At 67.0% G+C, this 19,641-nt stretch carries 18 protein-coding genes; 11 read left to right on the forward strand and 7 right to left on the reverse strand.

Going from position 1 to position 19,641, the window contains the following annotated elements:
• Positions 1-2: 2 nt before the first annotated feature.
• Positions 3-1,184: an efflux RND transporter periplasmic adaptor subunit gene (locus D5301_RS09005; protein ID WP_153855417.1), complete on the reverse strand. Its 1,182-nt coding sequence runs from the start codon at positions 1,182-1,184 to the stop codon at positions 3-5.
• 236 nt (positions 1,185-1,420) lie between these two features.
• Between D5301_RS09005 and D5301_RS09010 the strand changes: the two genes are divergently transcribed.
• From D5301_RS09010 to D5301_RS09025, 4 genes are all read left to right on the forward strand, one after another.
• Positions 1,421-1,987, forward strand: a complete 567-nt coding sequence (locus D5301_RS09010; protein ID WP_324187296.1) for a hypothetical protein — start codon at positions 1,421-1,423, stop codon at positions 1,985-1,987.
• Positions 1,988-2,040: 53 nt separating this feature from the next.
• On the forward strand, positions 2,041-2,757 hold the full coding sequence (locus tag D5301_RS09015) for a response regulator (protein WP_153855623.1): 717 nt from the start codon (positions 2,041-2,043) through the stop codon (positions 2,755-2,757).
• Between the two features lie 3 nt (positions 2,758-2,760).
• Positions 2,761-3,837, forward strand: a complete 1,077-nt coding sequence (locus D5301_RS09020; RefSeq protein WP_153855418.1) for an ATP-binding protein — start codon at positions 2,761-2,763, stop codon at positions 3,835-3,837.
• A gap of 189 nt (positions 3,838-4,026) precedes the next feature.
• Positions 4,027-4,953: an ABC transporter six-transmembrane domain-containing protein gene (locus tag D5301_RS09025; protein ID WP_153855419.1), complete on the forward strand. Its 927-nt coding sequence runs from the start codon at positions 4,027-4,029 to the stop codon at positions 4,951-4,953.
• A gap of 560 nt (positions 4,954-5,513) precedes the next feature.
• On the opposite strand, the gene D5301_RS09030 is transcribed toward D5301_RS09025, so the two are convergent.
• Positions 5,514-6,122, reverse strand: coding sequence for a TetR/AcrR family transcriptional regulator (locus D5301_RS09030; protein WP_153855420.1), 609 nt, complete (start codon positions 6,120-6,122; stop codon positions 5,514-5,516).
• Between the two features lie 170 nt (positions 6,123-6,292).
• On the opposite strand from D5301_RS09030, the gene D5301_RS09035 reads away from it, so the two are divergent.
• The 5 genes from D5301_RS09035 to D5301_RS09055 all read left to right on the forward strand — a co-directional run bounded on the left by D5301_RS09035 (position 6,293) and on the right by D5301_RS09055 (position 11,736).
• On the forward strand, positions 6,293-7,129 hold the full coding sequence (locus D5301_RS09035) for an SIP domain-containing protein (RefSeq protein WP_153855421.1): 837 nt from the start codon (positions 6,293-6,295) through the stop codon (positions 7,127-7,129).
• Between the two features lie 195 nt (positions 7,130-7,324).
• A complete protein-coding gene (locus tag D5301_RS09040; RefSeq protein ID WP_153855422.1) occupies positions 7,325-9,502 on the forward strand; it encodes a TonB-dependent siderophore receptor in 2,178 nt (725 codons plus the stop codon).
• Between the two features lie 52 nt (positions 9,503-9,554).
• The gene (locus D5301_RS09045; RefSeq protein ID WP_153855423.1) at positions 9,555-9,854 is read left to right on the forward strand and encodes a DUF3649 domain-containing protein; all 300 of its coding nucleotides are present in this window, start codon (positions 9,555-9,557) and stop codon (positions 9,852-9,854) included.
• The gene (locus tag D5301_RS09050; protein WP_153855424.1) at positions 9,851-11,461 is read left to right on the forward strand and encodes a PepSY-associated TM helix domain-containing protein; all 1,611 of its coding nucleotides are present in this window, start codon (positions 9,851-9,853) and stop codon (positions 11,459-11,461) included. Before D5301_RS09045 ends, D5301_RS09050 begins: the two co-directional genes overlap by 4 nt.
• Positions 11,458-11,736 (forward strand): DUF3325 domain-containing protein, encoded by a 279-nt coding sequence (locus D5301_RS09055; RefSeq protein WP_153855425.1) that lies wholly within the window; start codon positions 11,458-11,460, stop codon positions 11,734-11,736. The genes D5301_RS09050 and D5301_RS09055 overlap by 4 nt, the downstream gene beginning before the upstream one ends.
• Positions 11,737-11,861: 125 nt before the next feature.
• On the opposite strand, the gene D5301_RS09060 is transcribed toward D5301_RS09055, so the two are convergent.
• From D5301_RS09060 to D5301_RS09070, 3 genes are all read right to left on the reverse strand, one after another.
• Complete coding sequence (locus tag D5301_RS09060; RefSeq protein ID WP_153855426.1) at positions 11,862-12,518, reverse strand: alanyl-tRNA editing protein; 657 nt, start codon at positions 12,516-12,518, stop codon at positions 11,862-11,864.
• Between the two features lie 211 nt (positions 12,519-12,729).
• Positions 12,730-13,842: a crosslink repair DNA glycosylase YcaQ family protein gene (locus tag D5301_RS09065; RefSeq protein ID WP_228756366.1), complete on the reverse strand. Its 1,113-nt coding sequence runs from the start codon at positions 13,840-13,842 to the stop codon at positions 12,730-12,732.
• 45 nt (positions 13,843-13,887) lie between these two features.
• A complete protein-coding gene (locus D5301_RS09070) occupies positions 13,888-14,481 on the reverse strand; it encodes a TetR/AcrR family transcriptional regulator (protein ID WP_153855427.1) in 594 nt (197 codons plus the stop codon).
• Between the two features lie 239 nt (positions 14,482-14,720).
• Between D5301_RS09070 and D5301_RS09075 the strand changes: the two genes are divergently transcribed.
• On the forward strand, positions 14,721-16,916 hold the full coding sequence (locus D5301_RS09075) for a TonB-dependent siderophore receptor (protein ID WP_153855428.1): 2,196 nt from the start codon (positions 14,721-14,723) through the stop codon (positions 16,914-16,916).
• Between the two features lie 129 nt (positions 16,917-17,045).
• Here D5301_RS09075 and D5301_RS09080 read toward each other — a convergent pair whose 3' ends face one another.
• Together D5301_RS09080 and D5301_RS09085 are read right to left on the reverse strand one after the other, a co-directional pair.
• Complete coding sequence (locus D5301_RS09080) at positions 17,046-17,411, reverse strand: hypothetical protein (protein WP_153855429.1); 366 nt, start codon at positions 17,409-17,411, stop codon at positions 17,046-17,048.
• A gap of 463 nt (positions 17,412-17,874) precedes the next feature.
• Positions 17,875-18,540 (reverse strand): TraX family protein, encoded by a 666-nt coding sequence (locus tag D5301_RS09085; RefSeq protein WP_153855430.1) that lies wholly within the window; start codon positions 18,538-18,540, stop codon positions 17,875-17,877.
• Between the two features lie 112 nt (positions 18,541-18,652).
• On the opposite strand from D5301_RS09085, the gene pip reads away from it, so the two are divergent.
• Positions 18,653-19,600: a prolyl aminopeptidase gene (pip, locus tag D5301_RS09090; RefSeq protein WP_153855431.1), complete on the forward strand. Its 948-nt coding sequence runs from the start codon at positions 18,653-18,655 to the stop codon at positions 19,598-19,600.
• The last annotated feature ends 41 nt before the right edge of the window (positions 19,601-19,641 follow it).

The following is a 19,641-nucleotide window of genomic DNA, read 5'->3' on the forward strand; positions in this document are numbered from 1 at the left end:
GCTCACATCCCCAGCAGGCTGGTCGGTTCGGATTCGCCGCCGCTGGGCGCCTGCCCGACCACCACGTTCTCGCCCTCGCGCAGGCCGGACAGGATCTGCACGGCGGTGGCGGTGCGCAGGCCGGTCGTCACCGCACGCTCCTGGGGGCGGCCCTTCGTGTCCACCACGCGCACGGTTCCGCGGCTGCCGTCCTTGCCATCCGAATCGGCCAGCGCCGTCAGTGGCACCTGCAGCGCGTTGGCGACCCGCGCCAGCTGCAGGGTCACCTTCACCGTCATCGAAGGCTTCAGCTTCAGGCCGGGATTGGCCACGTCGAACAGGCCAGCGTAGTACACCGCCTTCGGCGTCTGCGCAGAGCCACCCGCATTGCCGGTGGCGACGTCGGCAATCGAGGACGGCGCCGGTTCCAGCTGCTGCAGGTGGGATTCATAGCGGCGGCCGCTCGGCCCCAAGGTCGAGAACCACAGCGGTTGTCCCGGTGCCACCAGCTCGACGTCGGCCTCGGCGATCTCGGCGCGCACGGTCATCGTATCCATCTGCGCCAGCATCACGATGGTCGGCGTGGTCTGCATCGAGTTCAACGTCTGCCCGGCCTTGGTGACGATGGCCACGATGTAGCCGTCGCTGGGCGACACAATGCGGGTATAGCCCAGGTTGATCCGTGCGGTTTCGACCTGGGTCACGGCCTGGTCGATCTGCGCCTGCAGCGCGGCCACCTCTGAGCGTGCCGCATCGCGTGCCACGCGTGCGGCTTCGAAACCTTCCTGTGACACCAGGCGCGACGCCACCAGCTGCGACTGCCGCTGGTAAGCGCGACTGGCCTGCGCATAGCGGGCCTGGCTGGCGGCATGCTGGGCACGCAGCGTATTGGTAGCCGCCTCGGCGCTGCGCAGTGCGATGCGCTGCGGCTGCGAATCGACCTCGGCGATCAGGTCACCGGCTTGTACGCGCTGGCCCAGCACCACATGCAGGCGCTTGACCTGGCCGGACACCTGCGCACCCACCGCCACCAGCTCCTTGGGATGGACCCGGCCGACCGCCTGTACGGTCTTCTCCAGATCTGCCACCCTTGCCGGCGCAGTGATCAGCGCGGCATCATCGCCGCCGGCGAACGCCCACCATCCAGCGCCGGCGGCCAATGTGGCCACCGTAGCGGCAATGATCCAGGTCCTGCGGTTGCTCATCGAAACGCCCGGCTGCGTGCAGTCGCCCCGTGCGACCGCCGAAACCGCAGTCTGGAAGCCGCGGATGGACGTTTCTTGGAGCCACTGTGGAGATTGCATGGAGGCGCGGCAGCCGTTCAGGCACCAGCCCCGCGCCTGAATGCTGCGGCCTGCGTCCACGCAATCTCGACACAATCTCGACCGAGTCTCCATCAACGGTCGCTAGCCTCGTCGGCCTCGCCGACTGCCCGCCTGCCGTGTCCCTTTCCCATCCAGACCTGCCACCCATCGATGTGCGCCGTGCCTACCTGGCGTGGTGTGCGCCTTCGCCGTGGTTGATCGCCGTCGTGTTGGCATCGACCACCAGCTGGATGCTGGCCGCGCCGGATCCGTTACCCCCGCTGCTGGCGGGCTTCGGGGCGGCCGCCCTGGTGGGGTTCCGCAGCGATGGGCCCGGTGGCACCGGCCGTTCCGGCGCTCTCGCGTCGCTGGCGCTGATGGGTCTGGCGGTCTGGGCGGCAACGCACCCGGTCGCCGACGTCACCCTGCATCTGCTGTTCGCCCTAGCCACTCTCGTGGTCGTCGCCCTGCTGGCACTGCGCCTGCGCGCCATCCTGGGTATGGCCTCGCGGCTGCAGGCCCGGGTAAACACCACCCCCATGGCATCGCGCTGGAGCAAGCTGCCGGCGGCGCTGTCCACCCTGATGCTGCAGCAGCTGCGCGGCGCAGGTGCAGTGGAACCCAGCCTGCAGCGCACGCTGGTGCTGGCCACCCTGGCCTGGGCTGCCAACGAAGAGGCGCAGGACATGCAGCGCCGACGATGACCCTGCTCCTGATCCCGCCCTTGCCCACCCTTGCCCTGAACCCGCAGCACGCGATGAAACACGATCTCCGTACCCGACAGGCACCCTTGGTGCTGATTGCCGAAGATGAGGGCGAAATCGCCGACATCCTCAGCGCTTACCTGGCCCGTTCCGGCTTGCGCAGCGCCCGCGCCGCCGACGGTGAGGCGGCACTCGCCAGCCACCGCCAACTGCGCCCGGACCTGGTGCTGCTGGATGTGCAGATGCCAAAACTGGATGGCTGGCAGGTGCTGAGCGAACTGCGACGGATCGGCAACACCCCGGTCATCATGCTCACTGCGCTCGACCAGGACGTGGACAAGCTGACCGGCCTGCGCGTGGGCGCCGACGACTACGTGGCCAAGCCATTCAATCCGGCCGAGATCGTCGCCCGCATCCAGGCCGTGCTGCGCCGGAGTTCCCGGACCGTGGTCGAAGCGCCCAACGGACTGATCCGCCAAGGGCCCTTCGAGATCGACCTGCGCAGCCACGAAGTAACGGTGCGCAACGGCGAGCAGGTGCACGCACTGAACTTCACCCTCACCGAGTTCCGGCTGCTGGTGCACATGGCGCGTGCGCCACGGCAGGTGCATGCGCGGGCCGATCTCCTGCATGCCTGCCTGCCCGAGGGCGACGCGCAGGAACGCACCGTCGACAGCCATGTCAGCAAACTGCGGCGCAAGCTGGAGGATGTCGGCGTGATCGGCATTCCCGCCACCATCCGCGGCGTCGGCTACCGCTTCCTGGACTGAATGATGAATCCCAAAGGCAAGAGCATCGGACGCCAGATCACGCTGTCCATCACGGTGGCCTCGCTGTGTTCGACAGTGCTGTCGATCAGCGGCTTCTACCTGTTCTATTACCTGATGGAGGTGTTCTACCCGCGCTGGTATGACGAGCCGGAAACGATCATGCCGTCCGGGCTGGAATGGCTGTGGATCGGATTGACCGCTACCGTGGTCGTCATCTTCGCCACACTGGTCGCCTCGCGCCTGACCCGGCGCATCATCACGCCGTTGAATTCGGTGGCCGAAAGCCTGCGCCGGGTCGCCAGTGGCGATCTGGAAGCGCGTGCACGCGGTGGTGATACTACGATGGCCGAAGCGGCCACGCTGGTCAGCGATTTCAACTCCATGGCAGAGCGGCTGAGCCGGATGTCGGAGAACCGGGTGTTCTGGAACGCCGCGATCGCGCATGAACTGCGCACGCCGATGACCATCCTGCGGGGCCGCCTGCAGGGCATCGCCGAAGGCGTGTTCGAGCCGGGCCCGGAGCAGTTCAACAGCATGCTCACCCAGCTGGAAGGCCTGACCCGCATCATCGAGGACCTGCGCGTGGTCAGCCTGGCCGAGAGTGGCCACCTGGATCTGCGCCTGCAGCGCAGCGATGTCAGTGTGCAGGTGGCCGCGGTGGTGGAAGCCATGTCCGAGGCACTGAACGAAAGCGGGTTCTCGGTAAGGCTGGACGCGCGGCCGTCGCTGGCGGATTGCGATCCGGCGCGCATCCGCCAGGCGGTGCTGGCGCTGCTGGAGAACGCGCGTCGCCATGCCATTCCCTGCCCGCTGCGGGTGCGCGTCACGCTGGCGCAGGGTCATTGCACGGTGGCGGTGGAGGATGGCGGCCCCGGTGTGCCGGACGAACTGCGTGACAGCATTTTCGAAGCGTTCCAGCGCACCGATGTCTCGCGTTCGCGGCAGAGCGGTGGCTCCGGGCTGGGCCTGGCGGTGGTGCGTGCGATTGCCGTGGCCCATCACGGAACGGCGCTATGCCGGGCCACCGAACGTGGCGGCAGTTCGTTCGAGATCCGTTGGCCGGTGCATGCGCGCCGTTGAGGCGGTAGACACTGCCCTGGTAGCGGCCCACCTTGGTGGGCATTCGCATCGCTGAACGGCGCCGGTTCCTCCACGCAATCTCCATCGTCCCTCCATACCCGCTCCAAAGGGCCGCCGATACTGGGCGTGACCAGGGAGGCGGCAGGTATCCGGCCCCCTGCCCTGCCTCCACCTCGCCCAGGCATCCCCATGAAACACCCGCACGATCCGGCGGCCGCCGCCGGCAGCATCGGCCAGCAGAACGCGGCCGCCACCCTCAAGGCCATCCTGCGCACCTACCCGTGGCAGCTCACCGGCACCTTTTCGCTGGTGGCGCTGGAAAATGCGCTGCTGCTGGCCTATCCGCTGTTTGCCGGCTTCGCGGTAGACGCGATCATTCGTGGCAACATCGGCCATGCCATCTCCTACGCCGGCGTGGTGCTGCTGTTCTGGCTGGTCGGCGCCGCCCGCCGTGCGGTCGATACCCGCACCTTCACCCGCATCTATGCCGACCTGGCGGTGAATGTGGTGCAGGCGCAGCGCAGGCTGGGCCAGGCCACCTCCACCTCGGCCGCGCGCGTTGTACTGGCCCGTGAGTTCGTCGACTTCTTCGAGAAGCACGTGCCGATCATCGCCACTGCGCTGGTATCGATGTTCGGTGCGGCGGCGATGCTGCTGGCGATCGAACCGCTGGTGGGCGCTGCAAGCCTGGTCGCGTTGTTGGGCGCGCTGTTGCTGCTGCCGTCGTTCGCACGCCGCAACGAGCAGCTGCATGGACGCCTGAACAACCGGCTGGAACATGAGATCCGCCTGGTCGACCGGGTCAGTCCCTCGGTGCTGCGTCGCCACTACACCACGCTGTCGCGGCTGCGCATCCTGCTCTCCGATCGCGAAGCCGGTGCCTTCGTGGTCGTTGGCGCGGCGGCGGCGGTGCTGTTCGCGCTGACCATTGGCCGTCTCGCCACCACCGACGGGGTTACCCCGGGCCATGTGTACGCGGTGATGACCTATCTGTGGACGTTCGTCGGCAGCCTGGATGATGCACCGTCGATGGTGGATCAGCTGGCGCGGTTGAAGGACATCGGCCGCCGCGTCAGCCCCGGCATGGATGATACGGAGCACAAGGACGCCGCGTGACCGGTAGATGCCCACCTTGGTGGGCAACGATATATCGCGGCGCCAACCAAGGTTGGCGACTACCGGGGCAACGGTGCCAACCAGGATTGGCGGTTACCTCGCGGAAGGAGATCGGCCGCCGCGTCAGCCCGGGCATGGAAGATGCGGAGCACAAGGATGCCGCGTGACCGGTAGATGCCCACCTTGGTGGGCAACGATATATCGCGGCGCCAACCAAGGTTGGCGACTACCGGGGCAACGGTGCCAACCAGGATTGGCGGTTACCTCGCGGAAGGAGATCGGCCGCCGCGTCAGCCCGGGCATGGAAGATGCGGAGCACAAGGACGCCGCGTGACCGGTAGATGCCCACCTTGGTGGGCAACGATATATCGCGGCGCCAACCAAGGTTGGCGACTACCGGGGCAACGGTGCCAACCAGGATTGGCGGTTACCTCGCGGAAGGAGATCGGCCGCCGCGTCAGCCCGGGCATGGAAGATGCGGAGCACAAGGATGCCGCGTGACCGGTAGATGCCCACCTTGGTGGGCAACGATGTATCGCGGTGCCAACCAAGGTTGGCGACTACGTTGCCGTGCGCCCGCACATCGCCAATGCACCGATGATCAACGCTTCCATGCTGCGGTCGAACTCGGCTTCCTGCGCCTTCCGATCCAACGGACGTCGCGTTGTATCCACCACCGCATGCCGCGAGTACACGGTGTCGGCCAACGCCACGGCGTGATAGGCCACGGTGGACAACAGCCACGCCGCCTGCTCCAGCGGCAGGCCATGCACGCGGCTGAATTCGGCATGGTGGCGCTGGATGCGCGCCAGCATCTCCGGTGTCTTCGCGCCGTGGCTGACCAGGAACGGCGCCAGGCCCGGATTCCCGTCCACCAGCGTCCGCAGTGAACGTTGGAACGCACGCAGATCCTCCTCGATGCTGCGCCGGCCAGCGGCATCCAGCGGCGGTGCCTGCCAACGCTCGAAGATCGCCTCGGCCACCAGCTCGCGCAGTGCCGCCAGATTCGCCACATGCTTGTACAGCGCGATGTGGCTGACCCCCAGCGCCGCCGCTACGCCCACGAAGCTCAGCCCCGGCAGCGTCATGGCAATGCCGGCGTCGGCGATGCGCTCCCGGGTGATGCTGGGCGGCCGCCCACGGGCAGCGGTCTTTTTCGGTGCAGCCATGCGGTAACGGTTCCTGCGCGGTGCGCGGGCAAGGGCTGTCATGGTGGTCCGCAGCGACGCCGTGGTCAACGCGTCGCTGCGGTCCGTGGACAGGCCCCGGTTGCGGCACGATCAATTTAGTTTACTATGATGTAACTAATTCGCATTTGCAGTGTCCAGGATCGTTGTCGATGTCCGCGCCCCCCACTTCAATCACCCCGGCCGGGCCGCTGCGCGGCGCCGACCATGATCGCGGCCTGCAGGCGCTGCAGGTCCAGGTGGTCGCGGTTGCACAGCCGTGCGCCAGCCTGCTGCGCGTCGTGGTCCAGCTGCCGGAGCATGCAGAACTCGCACCCTGGCAGCGTGCCAACACCGCCGTGCGCATCCAGCTTGGCGCCACGTTCGGCGATGTGTCACGGATCTACACCGTGCGCAGCGTGGATACCGCCACCCGCCAGTTCACCCTGGACGTTGTGCTGCACGAGGCGCCGGGGCCGATGCTGGCCTGGGTACGTGCGCTGCGTCCCGGTGATGCCTTCGATCTGAGCGGGCCGCGCCCGCATCTGCAGGTGCCGCAGCGCGAAGGCACCTGCGCCCTGCTGTTCGCCGACCCAAGCGCCATTCCTGCTCTGTTTGCGCTGCTGCAGCAGTGGCCCACCGGACTGCACGCGCAGGCCTGGATCGCCTCGGATGATGCTTTCCCGGTAGACGAACTGCCCGCCATCGAAGGCGTCCGCGTGCACCGCATCGCCACCGGTGACGCGCCATTGCTGCAGCAGGCGCGCCAACTGCGGCCGGAGCGCGGCAGCACGGTCTGGGCGGCCGGCGAGCGCGAGGAAATGCGTGCCCTGCGCCGCCACTTCATCGAAATGGTCGGCCTGCCACCCAGCGACGTTGCCGCGGCCGGTTACTGGAAACGTGGCGAGACCACCACCGAGACCGACCAGCGTCGCCGCCGCAACTACGAGCGCGTGCTGGCACGCGGCGGTGGCCTGCAGGACCTCGACGACCTCGCCGACGATATCTGATCCACCCCGCAGCATCCGCGCCCTGCGCTTCGTTCCACCCAGCCACAGATCGCCCACGCACCTCGCGTGCAGCACTGCCACAGCGGCAGCGCCGTGCCCTCTGCCAGCCATTCCACAGCCCGCGTCGTCCTGCCCCTGCAGGTCACAGACGGCGCCGTGCTGGCCGACCGCACGACCCACCACACGAGAACCGCCATGTCCCTCCCCCTGCGAACCCTGCCCCTCCCACGCCGCTCGGCGCTGTCCCTGGCCGCCCGAGCAGCGTTGCTGCCCACCCTGCTGATCGCCATCGCCGCGCACGCCAACGATGCACCCGATGGCGCCCGCCAGTTGCCCACCGTGAACGTGCGCGCCGACAAGACCGCACCCACCGATGCCTATGCGGGTGGCCAGGTCACGCGCGGCAGCGGCGTCGGCCTGCTCGGCGAGCTCGACTTCATGGACACGCCGTTCAACACCACCCGCTACACCGCCGACTTCATCGACAACATCCAGGCGCCGGACCTGGTGCGGGTCATCGCACTGACCGACCCCAGCGTCTACAGCAGTGGCTCCAGCGGTGGCATCACCGACTACTTCAACATCCGCGGTTTCGGTGTCGCCTCGTCGGATATCGGCTTTGGTGGCCTGTACGGGCTGATCCCCTACTACCGCGTCACCCCGGAACTGGCCGAGAGCATCGAAGTGCTGAAGGGCCCGTCCGCGCTGCTCAACGGCATGCCGCCCGGTGGCTCGGTGGGCGGTGCGGTGAACGTGGTACCCAAGCGTGCAGGCGACACGCCGCTGACCCGCTTCACCGCCAGCTACGGCAGCGACGCGCAGTGGGGCGGCCACCTGGATGTCGGCCGCCGCTTCGGCGCGGACAAGCAGTTCGGCGTGCGCCTCAATGCCGTGCACCGCGACGGCGACACCGCCACCAACCACCAGCAGCACAAGACGCAGCTCGCATCGCTCGGCCTGGACTGGCGTGGTGAGCGCTCGCAGGTGTCGCTGGACCTGTTCAGCAGCCGCGACCATGTGGATGGCCTCAACCGTGGCGTCTCGCTGGCGCCCGGCCTGGTCGTGCCCCGCCCGCCGAAAGCCAGCACCCTGTTCGCACCGGACTGGACCTTCAGCACCGTCAAGGACTCGGCCGCCGCGCTGCGCTGGTCGTTCGACATCAATGACCACCTGCAGGCGCATGCCAGCTACGGCCACGGCCACACCGACTTCGACTCCATCGCCAGTGCCACCACGCTGATCACCAACGCGGCCGGCGACTTCCGCAACAACTTCGCCCACCAGCGCTTCATCTACAGCAAGGACACCGCCGAAGCCGGATTGTCGGCGCGTTTCCGCACCGGCGCGGTCGATCATGCGCTGGCGATCAGTGCGGCCTGGTACCAGCACGACCAGAAGTTCGGCTTCAAGCGCAACCTGCTGGCCCGCGATTGGGTGACCACTATCTACAACCCGCAGTGGGGCCCGGCCATCGACCGCAGCTTCAGCGATGCGTCGCTGCCGAAGACCGCGGAAGTGCGCACCACCAGCTTCGGCATCGCCGATACGCTGTCCTTCATCGATGACCGTGTGCAGCTGACCCTGGGCATCCGTCACCAGACCGTGCTCAGCGATACCTTCGACGGCAGCACCGGCAAGCGCACCGCACGCTACGACGCCAGCGCCAACACCCCGGCCGGTGCACTCCTGTTCAAGGCCAGCGACCGCCTGTCACTGTATGCCAACTACATCGAAGGCCTGAGCCAGGGCAGCACCGCCCCGGCCACCGCCGCCAACGCAGGCGACGTGTTCCCGCCGTTCAAGACCCGCCAGCGCGAGGTCGGTGCCAAATTCGACTTCGGCCGCTTGGCCAGCGCATTGAGCGTGTACGAGATCGAAAAGCCCAGCTCCTACACCGACCCGGCGACCAACGTGTTCTCGTTCGGCGGCCAGCAGCGCAACCGGGGCGTGGAATGGACCGTGTTCGGCCAGGCCACCGAACAGCTGCGCGTGCTCGGCGGCATCGGCTGGCTGCAAGCGAAGCTGACCCGCACCCAGGGCGGCATCAACGAAGGCCGGCTGGCGACGGCCACACCGCAATGGCAGGGCAAGCTGGGCGTGGAATGGGACGTGCCGACCATTGCCGGCCTCACCCTCACCGGCAACGCGGTCAGCCTGTCCAAGGGCTACGTCAGTGCTGACAACAGCCAGTGGGTGGCGGGTCGCACTGTGTTCGATCTCGGCGCCCGCTATGCGACGCAAGCGGCCGGCCATCCGCTGGTACTGCGCGCCACCGTGCAGAACCTGACCAACAAGGCGTACTGGGCGGGCAGCCTCGGCTCGGGGCTGGGCACGCCAAGCACCGCCCTGCTGTCGGCCACCGTCGATTTCTGATCCTCGTTTCAAGGGCACCACGCCATTGCGCGTGGTGTCCTGGAGAAGTGCTTTGACCGTTTCCCGTACCACCCCCGTGCTGGCCTGGCTGCCCCTGGTCTCACGCATCATCGCCGCGTTGTTCGGCGGCTATGTGCTGGCCGCACTGTGCAGCATCGCCGCACTGGCGCTGCCCACCGATGGCCGCCAGGCCGTGTTCACCGGCATGCTGGCCAGCTTCCTGCTGTACGCCGGTGCCGTGGTCTGGGTGTTCGCGGTGCGCTCGGCGTGGCGCGCGTGGCTGGGCCTGCTCCTCGTCGCGTTGCCCTTGTGGTTGATCGCACAGACGGTCGGCAACGGAGGCGCTGCATGAGCACGGTCGATCGCACCCCCAAGCCACGCGGCATCCGCCAGACCATGTCCGACCTGCATATCTGGGTGGGGCTGCTGGCCGGCTGGATCCTGTACGCGATGTTCCTCACCGGCACCGCCAGCTACTTCCGCGACGAGCTCTCGCGCTACACCCGCCCGGAAATCGCCACACCGTCCGTGTTGCCGGACGCCGCTACGGTCGCGCAGCGTACCGTCACGGCGATCATGGCCGACACACCGGCGGCCAGCCAGATCAACCTGAGCCTGCCGAGCACGCGCATGCCGTGGGTGTCGGCGATGTGGGCCAGCCCGGGCGGGCGTGGCCGGCATGGCTTCGACTCGGGCCTGTTCGACGCCAGCACCGGTGCACCGCTGCAGGCACGCGACACCGGCGGCGGCGACTTCTTCTACGCCTTCCACTTCAACCTGCACTACATGCCGGCGATGTGGGGCCGCTGGATCGTCGGCCTGTGTGCGATGTTCATGCTGGTGGCCATCGTCAGCGGCGTGATCACCCACAAGAAGATCTTCGCCGACTTCTTCACCTTCCGCTGGGGCAAGGGCCAGCGCTCGTGGCTGGACGGTCACGCGGCGGTATCGGTGCTCGGCCTGCCTTTCCATTTCATGATCACCTGGAGCGGCCTGGTGATGCTGGCGGTGCTGTACATGCCGTGGGGCCTGGCCAAACTGCCGGACAAGCGCCAGCAGGCCGAGGTGGTCAGCGAGATGCGCCTGTTCCTGCCACCGCAGAAGGCCGCCGGCCACCCTGCTCCGCTCACCAACGTCGGTGCACTGGTGCAGCAGGCCGAGCAGCGTTGGGGAGCCGGCGCGGTGGGCAGCGTGCAGGTGCAGAACCCGGGCGACGAAAACGCACGCGTGGCCGTGGTGCGTGCGCAGTCCAGCCGCGTTTCGACCACCCCGAACTATCTGCTGTTCGACGGCAGCGGTGGGCAGCTGCTGCAGATCAAGGAACACTCGGGCGTTGCCGCCGATACCCAGGGCGTGCTGTATGGCCTGCACCTGGGCCGCTTCGCCGATGCCGCCCTGCGCTGGCTGTACTTCATCGTCAGCCTGGCCGGCACGGCCATGGTCGGCACCGGGCTGGTGCTGTGGACGGTCAAGCGCCGCGCGCAGCTGCCTGATCCGCAGCGCCCTTACTTCGGCTTCCGCCTGGTCGAGCGGCTCAACATCGCCACCGTCGCCGGCCTGTCGGTGGCGATGGCGGCCTACCTGTGGGCGAACCGCCTGCTGCCCACTGCCATGGACGGGCGCGCGGCGTGGGAGGTGCATGTGTTCTTCCTGGCCTGGGCGGCCATGTTCGTGCACGCCACGCTGCGCACACCGAAGCGTGCATGGATCGAACAGTTCCTGCTGGCGGCGTTGCTGCTGGCGCTGCTGCCGGTGCTGACTGCAATGACCACGCTGCATCCGCTGTGGCGCACGCTGGCCGCGGGCGATTGGGCGTTTGCCGGCACCGACCTGACCCTGCTGGCATTGGCCGCCCTGCACACGCTGCTGGCCTGGCGCACCTGGCGGCATGCGCCGAAGGTGAAGCGCGCACGGCCGTCTGCCCCGTCACGCACTGCGGCACCGGAGGCCAGCGCATGATCCACGTCATTCTGTTCGTGTTGTCGCTGGCCGCGTTCGCCTGCCTGGCACTGGCGATGGAACGCCATCAGCGGGACGTGTTGCATCGTGTGCTGAGCGCGCAGGCAACCCAGCAGCTGCGCGCGATTGGCTGGGCACTGCTGGTGTTCAGTACCGTGTTTGCCATGCGCGGGTTGGGCGTGGGTTCTGGTCTGGCCGCGCTGTCCGGTCACACCAGTGTTGCCGCGGGCCTGGTGGTGTTGGCAATGGTGGCGCATGGGCGGTGGAATCGATAGATGCCCACCTTGGTGGGCACCCATACACCACGGCGCCAACCAAGGTTGGCGGCTACCCGGGCCTTAGGAGCGTTGCTTCGGTAGATGCCCACCAAGGTTGGCGGCTACCCGGGCAACGTATCGCGCTATGCCGGGAACGGCCGGGCGTCGAGGGTGATCTCGATGCGCTCCACACCCTTGCCCTGGTTCTTCCGCTTCAGCGAGAGCGTGCCGATCTCCCCGGTACGGCGTGGATGGGTACCGCCACAACCCATCTGCGCGAACCCCTCCACCTGCCAGTAGCGACGGTGGTTGGCCTCATCGGAAAATGCGGTGATGATGGGCAGGTCGGCCGCAACCAGGGCTGCGGACCGGGCCTGCAACGCGTCAAACAACGCCGAAATGCTGCCATTCCGTGCGAAATCGATGCGGGCCTTGGCCGGGCCGATATGCGCGCCGACCTTGTCGATGCCCGGCTCCAACGCATACACCAGCTGCAGGATCATCTCTGCCGCGAAATGGTGGCGCATCAGGCCATAGCGGCGCAGGCCATCAATCTCGACCGCAACCGCATCGCCTGCAGCCAGGTCGTGCCCTTCGGGCAATCGATAGGCAATATCCAGGCCGTCCTTGCGGGCCTCCAGCACCGGATGGCCCCCAATGGACCCAGCGTCGCTCTCCTGGCCACCGGAGAACGCGAAGAAAATGGTTTCATCCAGCCAGATCTCATCACCCGAGACAGCACTGACCCGCGCCTCATGGCGCAGCCGATAGGGATCGTCCCAGAATGCCTTGATCGTCATCGTGACCTCCAATCCATGGACGCTAGCACGGTGCAGGCGTACGAACGCATTGACTGGAGCGTGAATGCCCGTGCGGGTTGATCAACATGGCGGCAAGCCATCGGCGGCTTCAGCTCTGGTAGATGCCCACCTTGGTGGGCACCGGTGGAAGCCAGCGCCAACCAAGGTTGGCGATTGGCCCGCGCGAAAAACAGCCGAGCATGGCTCGGCTCTACAGAAAAGCGGCCATGCGCTGCAGTTCGTCTTCAAGCGCGCCACGAAACACCTTGTCGCGGGCCAGTGACTTGCCGGCGTAGCCCACGCTGGACGTCAGTTCACCGTCGCGCACGCTGAGATTGGCCCAGCCCACCACCTGGTCGTGCCACAGCACCGGCAACGCGTAGTAGCCGTATTGGCGCTTCGGCGCAGGCGTGTAGGCCTCGAACTTGTAGACCCAGCCCCACAGCAATTCGAAGCGGCGGCGGTCCCACACCACCGGGTCGAACGGCGCCAGCAGGCGCACCTGATCGTCCGGCGCATGCCGGCGCGAGCGCGGATTCTCATCCGCCGGCCAGTACCAGGTGGTGCCGTCCAGCGTACAGCTGGCCAGCTGCTGCTTGGCCAGCTTCAATGCCTGCCGGGTCTGATCGGCCAGATGCGGTGCGCCGTAGCCCAGCAGGCGCACCAAGTAGGTCAGGCTGGCCGATGGCAGTGGCGCGTACTTACGCACCACCAGATCGATCAGGGCCGCGGCACGTTCGATCTGCGCCTGCTCGCTGGCATCGGCTTCCGCGTGCTCGGCCACCGCGTAGATGCGGGTGCCGCTGTCGCGCCGCTGCACGCGCAGCAGGCCGCGGTAGTGCATGCCGTCCAGCAGGTGCGTGCTGGCATTGCTGGTGCCGCCCCAGTAGTTGGTCACCCGGCCATGCGCGAACGCCTGGTCGACCTCGCGCGGATGCACGCTGCCGCGCTCCCGCACGAAGGCCAGCACGTCCGCCGCGCGGCGCTGCGTTTCGGCATCCCATGCGCGCTTGGACACACGCGGGTGCATCAGCGCCAGATGCTCGCGCGGCAGGAAGCCGTAGTTCACCAGGCAATCTTCTTCCACCGGCAGGCGCGTATAGCGCCGCTCCAGATCACCGGCGCGGTAGTCCTTCACCCGGTGGCGCAGGGTCAGGTCCTGTGCGCGAGCCGGTGCGCGGATCGGGTCGGCCTGCACGAAGCCCAGGCGCCGGATCGCGGTCAGCAGCGTAGTCGGTTTGAACAGCGTACGCGCCACCGCATGGCGGCGCAGATCATCGAGGGTGGGCGTGGCAGGCATGGCCGCATTGTAGAGTCGAGCCATGCTCGACTGCATTCATCCGAAAGAGCAGTCGAGCATGGCTCGACTCTACAAGTTGCCATCCTCGTTCAACACCTCCAGCGAACCGATCACCAGCGCACGCATGCCCTGCTTGAACTCGGTGATCACCTGGCCCTCTTCGTCGTCGGCAATCCCGTAGACCGTATCCGCACCGGCAATGCAGTAGAACGCGATCGTGGCCAGCAGCCAGCGCGCCTTGTCCATCGGCAGGCCGAACACCTCGGCCACATGCGCCTGGTGCGAGGCGATCTTGTCCAGCATCGGCGCGGTCGCCACCGAACGGCGCAGCAGGTACGGCGGCAGCCCGGGGTGCGCTTTCACCACCTCGCACAGCGAATCCACAAACCCCAGCAGGTAAGCCTGCAGCCCACCCGGCACATCGGCCGAGGCGCGCGGAATCTGCCAGCGCTGGAACACCGTATCGGCCACCAGCCGCTTCAAGGCCTCCAGGTTGGCCACGCGCTTGTAGAGCGCGGCCTGGGTCACTGCCAGTTCGGCGGCCACGTTGGCCATGGTCAGGTTCGGCAGGCCCAGCTTGATGCCGATGTCGGCCAGGCGATCGGGGGTGATGGTGGGCGGACGGCCACGGGCCGACGCCGGGATCTCAGGGTGCATGTTCATACCGTAGCGAGGGTGCCAGCAAAGGGACCCTCTTGTCCGCTTCATATGCTTTAGTTTAATTTACTCAACTAATTCGGAATGCGTGTGGTTCGCAACCCCGCCGCCGTCCGCGATCGAGCCCATGGCTCACTTCCCGCCAGGTCCCCACCCAGCCGACAACCCTGCGCTGCGCCCTCCTCCGTGCTTGCCGTCGGCAGCGCGCCAGGCGCGTTCGCACCTGCGATTCACAGGAACCTGGCATGACCGTGTACCACCTTTCCTCTCCGCTGCAGCCCACAGCGGCCTCCGCGACCCGCGTGCAGATGCATCCGCCGATGGCCCGGCGCTACCGGGTGTCGGCCCTGGCACTGGGGCTGCTGGCCTCGTTTGCCGCGCTGGCCGACTCCGCGCCGTCCACGCTGCCCTCGGTGCAGGTGCAGGAACAGCGCCGGGTGACCGGTGACTATGCCGGCGGACAGGTAGCCTCCGGTGGCCGGGTCGGCCTGCTCGGCGACAAGGACTTCATGGACACGCCATTCAGTACGGTCAGCTACACCGAAGCCTTCATCCGCGACCGCCAGGCCAAGGACCTCACCGACGTCATCGCCGCCACCGACCCCACGGTGTTCAGCAACGGCGTGACCGGTTCCTGGAGCGAGAACTACGCCATCCGCGGCTTCGCCTCCAGCACCAGCGATACCACCTTCAACGGCCTCAGCGGCATGGCGCCCTACTACCGCACCTCGCCGGAGATGTTCGAGCGCATCGAAGTGCTGAAGGGCCCGTCCGCCCTGCTCAACGGCATGCCACCGGGCGGCTCGGTCGGTGGCAGCGTCAACCTGGTACCCAAGCGTGCGAGCGAGCAACCGCTGCTGCGGGTCAGCGCCAACTTCGCCTCCGATGCGCAGTTTGGCACCCATGTGGATGTGGGCCGCCGGCTGGGCGCCGACAAACAGTTCGGCATTCGCTTCAACGGCGCCTACCGTGACGGCGACGGCGCAGTCGGCAAGCAGAGCAAGAAGGTGCAGCTGGGCTCGCTGGCGCTGGATTGGCGCGGCGAGCGCGCCCGCCTGTCCGCCGATCTGTACAGCGCCGACGACCGCGTCGATGGCCCCGCCCGTGGTGTTGGCCTGGCACCGGGCGTGGCCATCCCGCGGCCGCCGCGTGGCGACACGTTGATCAACCCGGACTGGGCCTATGTGGACAGCCAGGACAAGGGCGCAATGCTGCGCGGCGAGCTGGACATCAACGAACACCTGATGGCCTACCTGGCCTATGGCACCAGCAAGACCGACTACCGCTACAACGGTTCGATCAGCGCGCAGATCCTCAACCCGGCCGGTGACTTCACCACGGTGATGGGCCAGCTGGCGTTCGACATCAAGAAGCAGTCCGGTGATGCCGGCCTGCGCGGCAGCTTCCATACCGGCAGCGTGAGCCACCAGTGGGCCGCCAACGTGACCCACTACCAGCACACCCAGAACGACTACGGCCGCCGCAGTGTGCCGGGCTGGGACTGGACCACCAACCTTTACAACCCGGTGTGGGGTCCGGCTGCGCCGTTCATCGCGCCGCATATCTCGCACACCGAACTGCGGCTGGACAGCCTCGGCTTCGCCGACACCCTGTCCTTCGCCGATGACCGCGTGCAGCTGACGCTGGGCGCGCGTCGCCAGCAGGTGGTCAGCGAGACCTTCAACGTGGCCAGCGGCGCGCGCACCTCACGCTATGACGAGAGCGCCATCACCCCAGCCGCGGCATTGCTGGTGAAGGCCACCGATACACTTTCGGTCTACACCAATTACATCGAAGGCCTCAGCCAGGGCGCTACCGCGCCGATGACTGCTGCCAATGCCGGCGATGTGTTTGCACCGTTCCGCACCAAGCAGAAGGAGCTGGGCCTGAAACTGGACCTGGGCAGCTTCGCGCACACCTTCAGCGTGTACGAGATCAAGCGCCCGAGCAGCTACACCGACCCGGTCACGAATATCTTCTCGTTCGGGGGCGAGCAGCGTAACCGTGGCGTGGAATGGGGCTTCTTCGGCTCACCGCTGGATGGCGTGCGCCTGCTGGGTGGCGTGGCCTACGTGCAGCCGAAGCTGACCCGCACGGCCGGTGGCGTGAATGAAGGCCGCATCGCCACAGCGGTTGCGCAGCGGCAGGCAAAGCTGGGCGTTGAATGGGATGTGCCTGCGCTGGAGGGTTTGACCCTGACCGGCAATGCCACCGCGATGTCGAAGCAGTACATCAGTGCCGACAATCGACTGTCGGTGCCGGGGCGTACGTTGTTTGATGTGGGTGCGCGTTACAGCACCACGGTGGCGAGCCGACCGCTTGCCCTGCGCGCCAGCGTGAACAACGTGACCAACAAGGCGTATTGGGGCATGCCACTGCTGTCGAGCCTCGCATTGGGTGCGCCGAGGACGGTGTTGTTGTCGGCCACGATGGATTTCTGAGCCGGGCGGCCTCCGCGCCAGACATGCCTCACCTGTAGAGTCGAGCCATGCTCGACTCCGATTGCCCCGATGAGTCGAGCATGGCTCGACTCTACAGAGAACCCGAATGCCGCTGGGCGTGGCGTAGTTCTATTCCGGGTGCAGGCAATAAATCGCCTGATTGGTCAACGCCAATGCGGCCAGCTTCAACCCCTCCATCACCCGGTCGCCCACGTAATGCTCCGGACCACCATTCTGCCGGGCGCGCTCGGCGGCCAGCAGGATCTCGTTCACGATGCGCAGGCCCGCCAACGCGCCATCGGTATCGGCCAATGCCAGGCATCGGCCCGGTAGTTGATGGCGCTCGGGCCAGGGCTGGCCGTCGGCCGCTGCGCCGCGGCCAATCTGGTGCAGCAGGCTGATCAGGTTGTTGGGATCAGGCTTTGCCGCCTCGCCCTCTTCGGCATTGGCCGGGGCGTACTGGGCGCGCAGAGGGGGAATATCTGATGCGTTCATGACAGGTCTCCGTGCAAGGCATACGGGACCGCCACGCTTAACAAAGGCGGCGGACGGTACGTGGCTGGAAATCCGGTGGTCGCGTAAGCACTAACCGGCAGGTGGGTTTTCACCCACCTCCACGCACCGCCCGCCATAAAGCTCGAACGGAATGCCAGCCGACGCCGCACAAGGCGACGCCGGCTGGCGAGCGCAAACTACACGCGACCAACGGGGTTTCCAGGCCCCGGCCATCCTTTTTCGATGGCACCCCATCATGAGCACAACGGGGTGGCAGGCGCCAACAACCCAAGTGCAAAGACAGCAACGTTCACGCAGTGGCAGCATTGTCGCATATCGACAATCGAGCCGAAGATTCAACAACTTGCACCACGCCGATGACGGCATGCTTCACCCGCATCGGCATCGCGCATTCCTTGACCGCATCCGGCATTCAGGGACATGCCACATGCCAGTTCCGACATTACGCAAGCAGATGAGCAATCAACGCCAGCACCGCCAGATGCCCCACGTAGTATCCATAAAACGCCCAGCGCCAGCGCGGCAGTTGCCACGGCACCCGCGCCGCCAACAGCAACACAGGAACGGCCAGCAACGCCCAGCCGTTGTGGTTGGCCCAGCACACTGCAGCAAGCCCGATCAGCAGCAGCCACCACGCACCATGGCGGAACGCCAGCCACCCGAGCAGCACGAAGCCGACACCCGCCCAATGGTAGTCCACCAGCATCGGCGCCATGCCCGCCGCCAGCAATAACAGCAGTGGCCGATTGCTGGCCAGTGCATGCACCGCCACCGCGGCCAGCGCGAAAGTGAGCAGGATGTTGAGCGGTAACCAGGAACCGAAGGCCAGTGCATGCAGCGGTTGCGCGATCACGCCCCATACGGCCAGGCGACGAATCGACTTGCGCAGGTCCGCGCCCGGCTGGGCGAGGTTGCAGGCCATTACCAGTGCAAACAGCGGGAACGCGATGCGCCCCAGTTCGCTTATGACCGGCAGGTAGCCGCCGTAGACCACTTTTGCCACGTGGTCACCGGTCATGGTCAGCAGCGCGATCCACTTCAGCAGCTCGCGTGCGCCGCTGCTGAGGCTGGGATCGGGCGTGGACATCCCTGTCGTGGTCGCTTGCATCGCGGAAGCTTATGCGCATCGGCCAGCCCATTTCCAGCACCGCGAAAGCATGTGCCACTGCAGGCACCGGGCCGCGGCGCTATGCTGGCCGCCCCTGTTTGTGAGCACCCCCATGCGTACCCTCTACCCCGCCATCGAGCCCTACCGCGAGTTCACCCTGCCGGTGAGCGATCTGCACACCCTGCATATCGAAGAGTGCGGCACGCCAGAGGGCATCCCGGTGGTGTACCTGCATGGCGGCCCCGGCGCCGGCATCTCGCCCACCCACCGCCGTTTCTTCGACCCGGCGCGCTACCGCATCGTACTGATCGACCAACGTGGCAGCGGTCGCTCCACACCGTTTGGCGAACTGCGCGACAACACCACGCAGGACCTGGTTGCCGACATCGAGAAGGTACGCGAGCGCCTTGGCATCGAACGCTGGCTGGTCTATGGCGGTTCCTGGGGTTCAACCCTGTCGCTGGCCTACGCGCAGGCGCATCCCGAACGCGCCACCGGCCTGATCGTGCGCGGCGTTTTCCTCGGCCGCGAGATGGAAAACCGCTGGTTTGCGGAAGCCAATGGAGGTGCTCGCTGGATCTTCCCGGAACGCTGGGACTGCTATGAGGCCTACATCCCGGAAGCCGAGCGTGGCGACATGATCGCGGCCTACTGGGCGCGCCTGGACAGCACCGATGAGGCCACCCGCATCGCCGCCGCGCAGGCCTGGCTGGGCTGGGAAGACAACGCCGCCACCCTGCAGCACGACGTGGATGCTGTTTCTACGGACGACCCGCTGGACACGCTGGCCAAGGCACGCATCGAAGCGCACTACTTCCGCAACGGCATCTTCCTGGAGCCGGACCAGCTGCTGCGCGACATCGACCGCATCCGCCATCTGCCCGGCGTGATCGTGCAGGGCCGCTACGACATCATCTGCCCGCCACGCAGCGCCTGGGACCTGGCCAAGGCCTGGCCGGAAGCCAGGCTGGAGATGGTGACCTCCGGCCACAGCGCGAACGAGCCGGCGACGGTGGATGCGCTGGTGCGGGCCACGGACGCGTTTGCTGATCGATTCTGAAGGCACGAGGTTGTGCCGGCCGCTGGCCGGCATCCCAGCGT

Source organism: Stenotrophomonas sp. MH181796, assembly GCF_009659995.1.
GTDB classification, from domain to species: Bacteria; Pseudomonadota; Gammaproteobacteria; order Xanthomonadales; family Xanthomonadaceae; genus Stenotrophomonas; species Stenotrophomonas riyadhensis.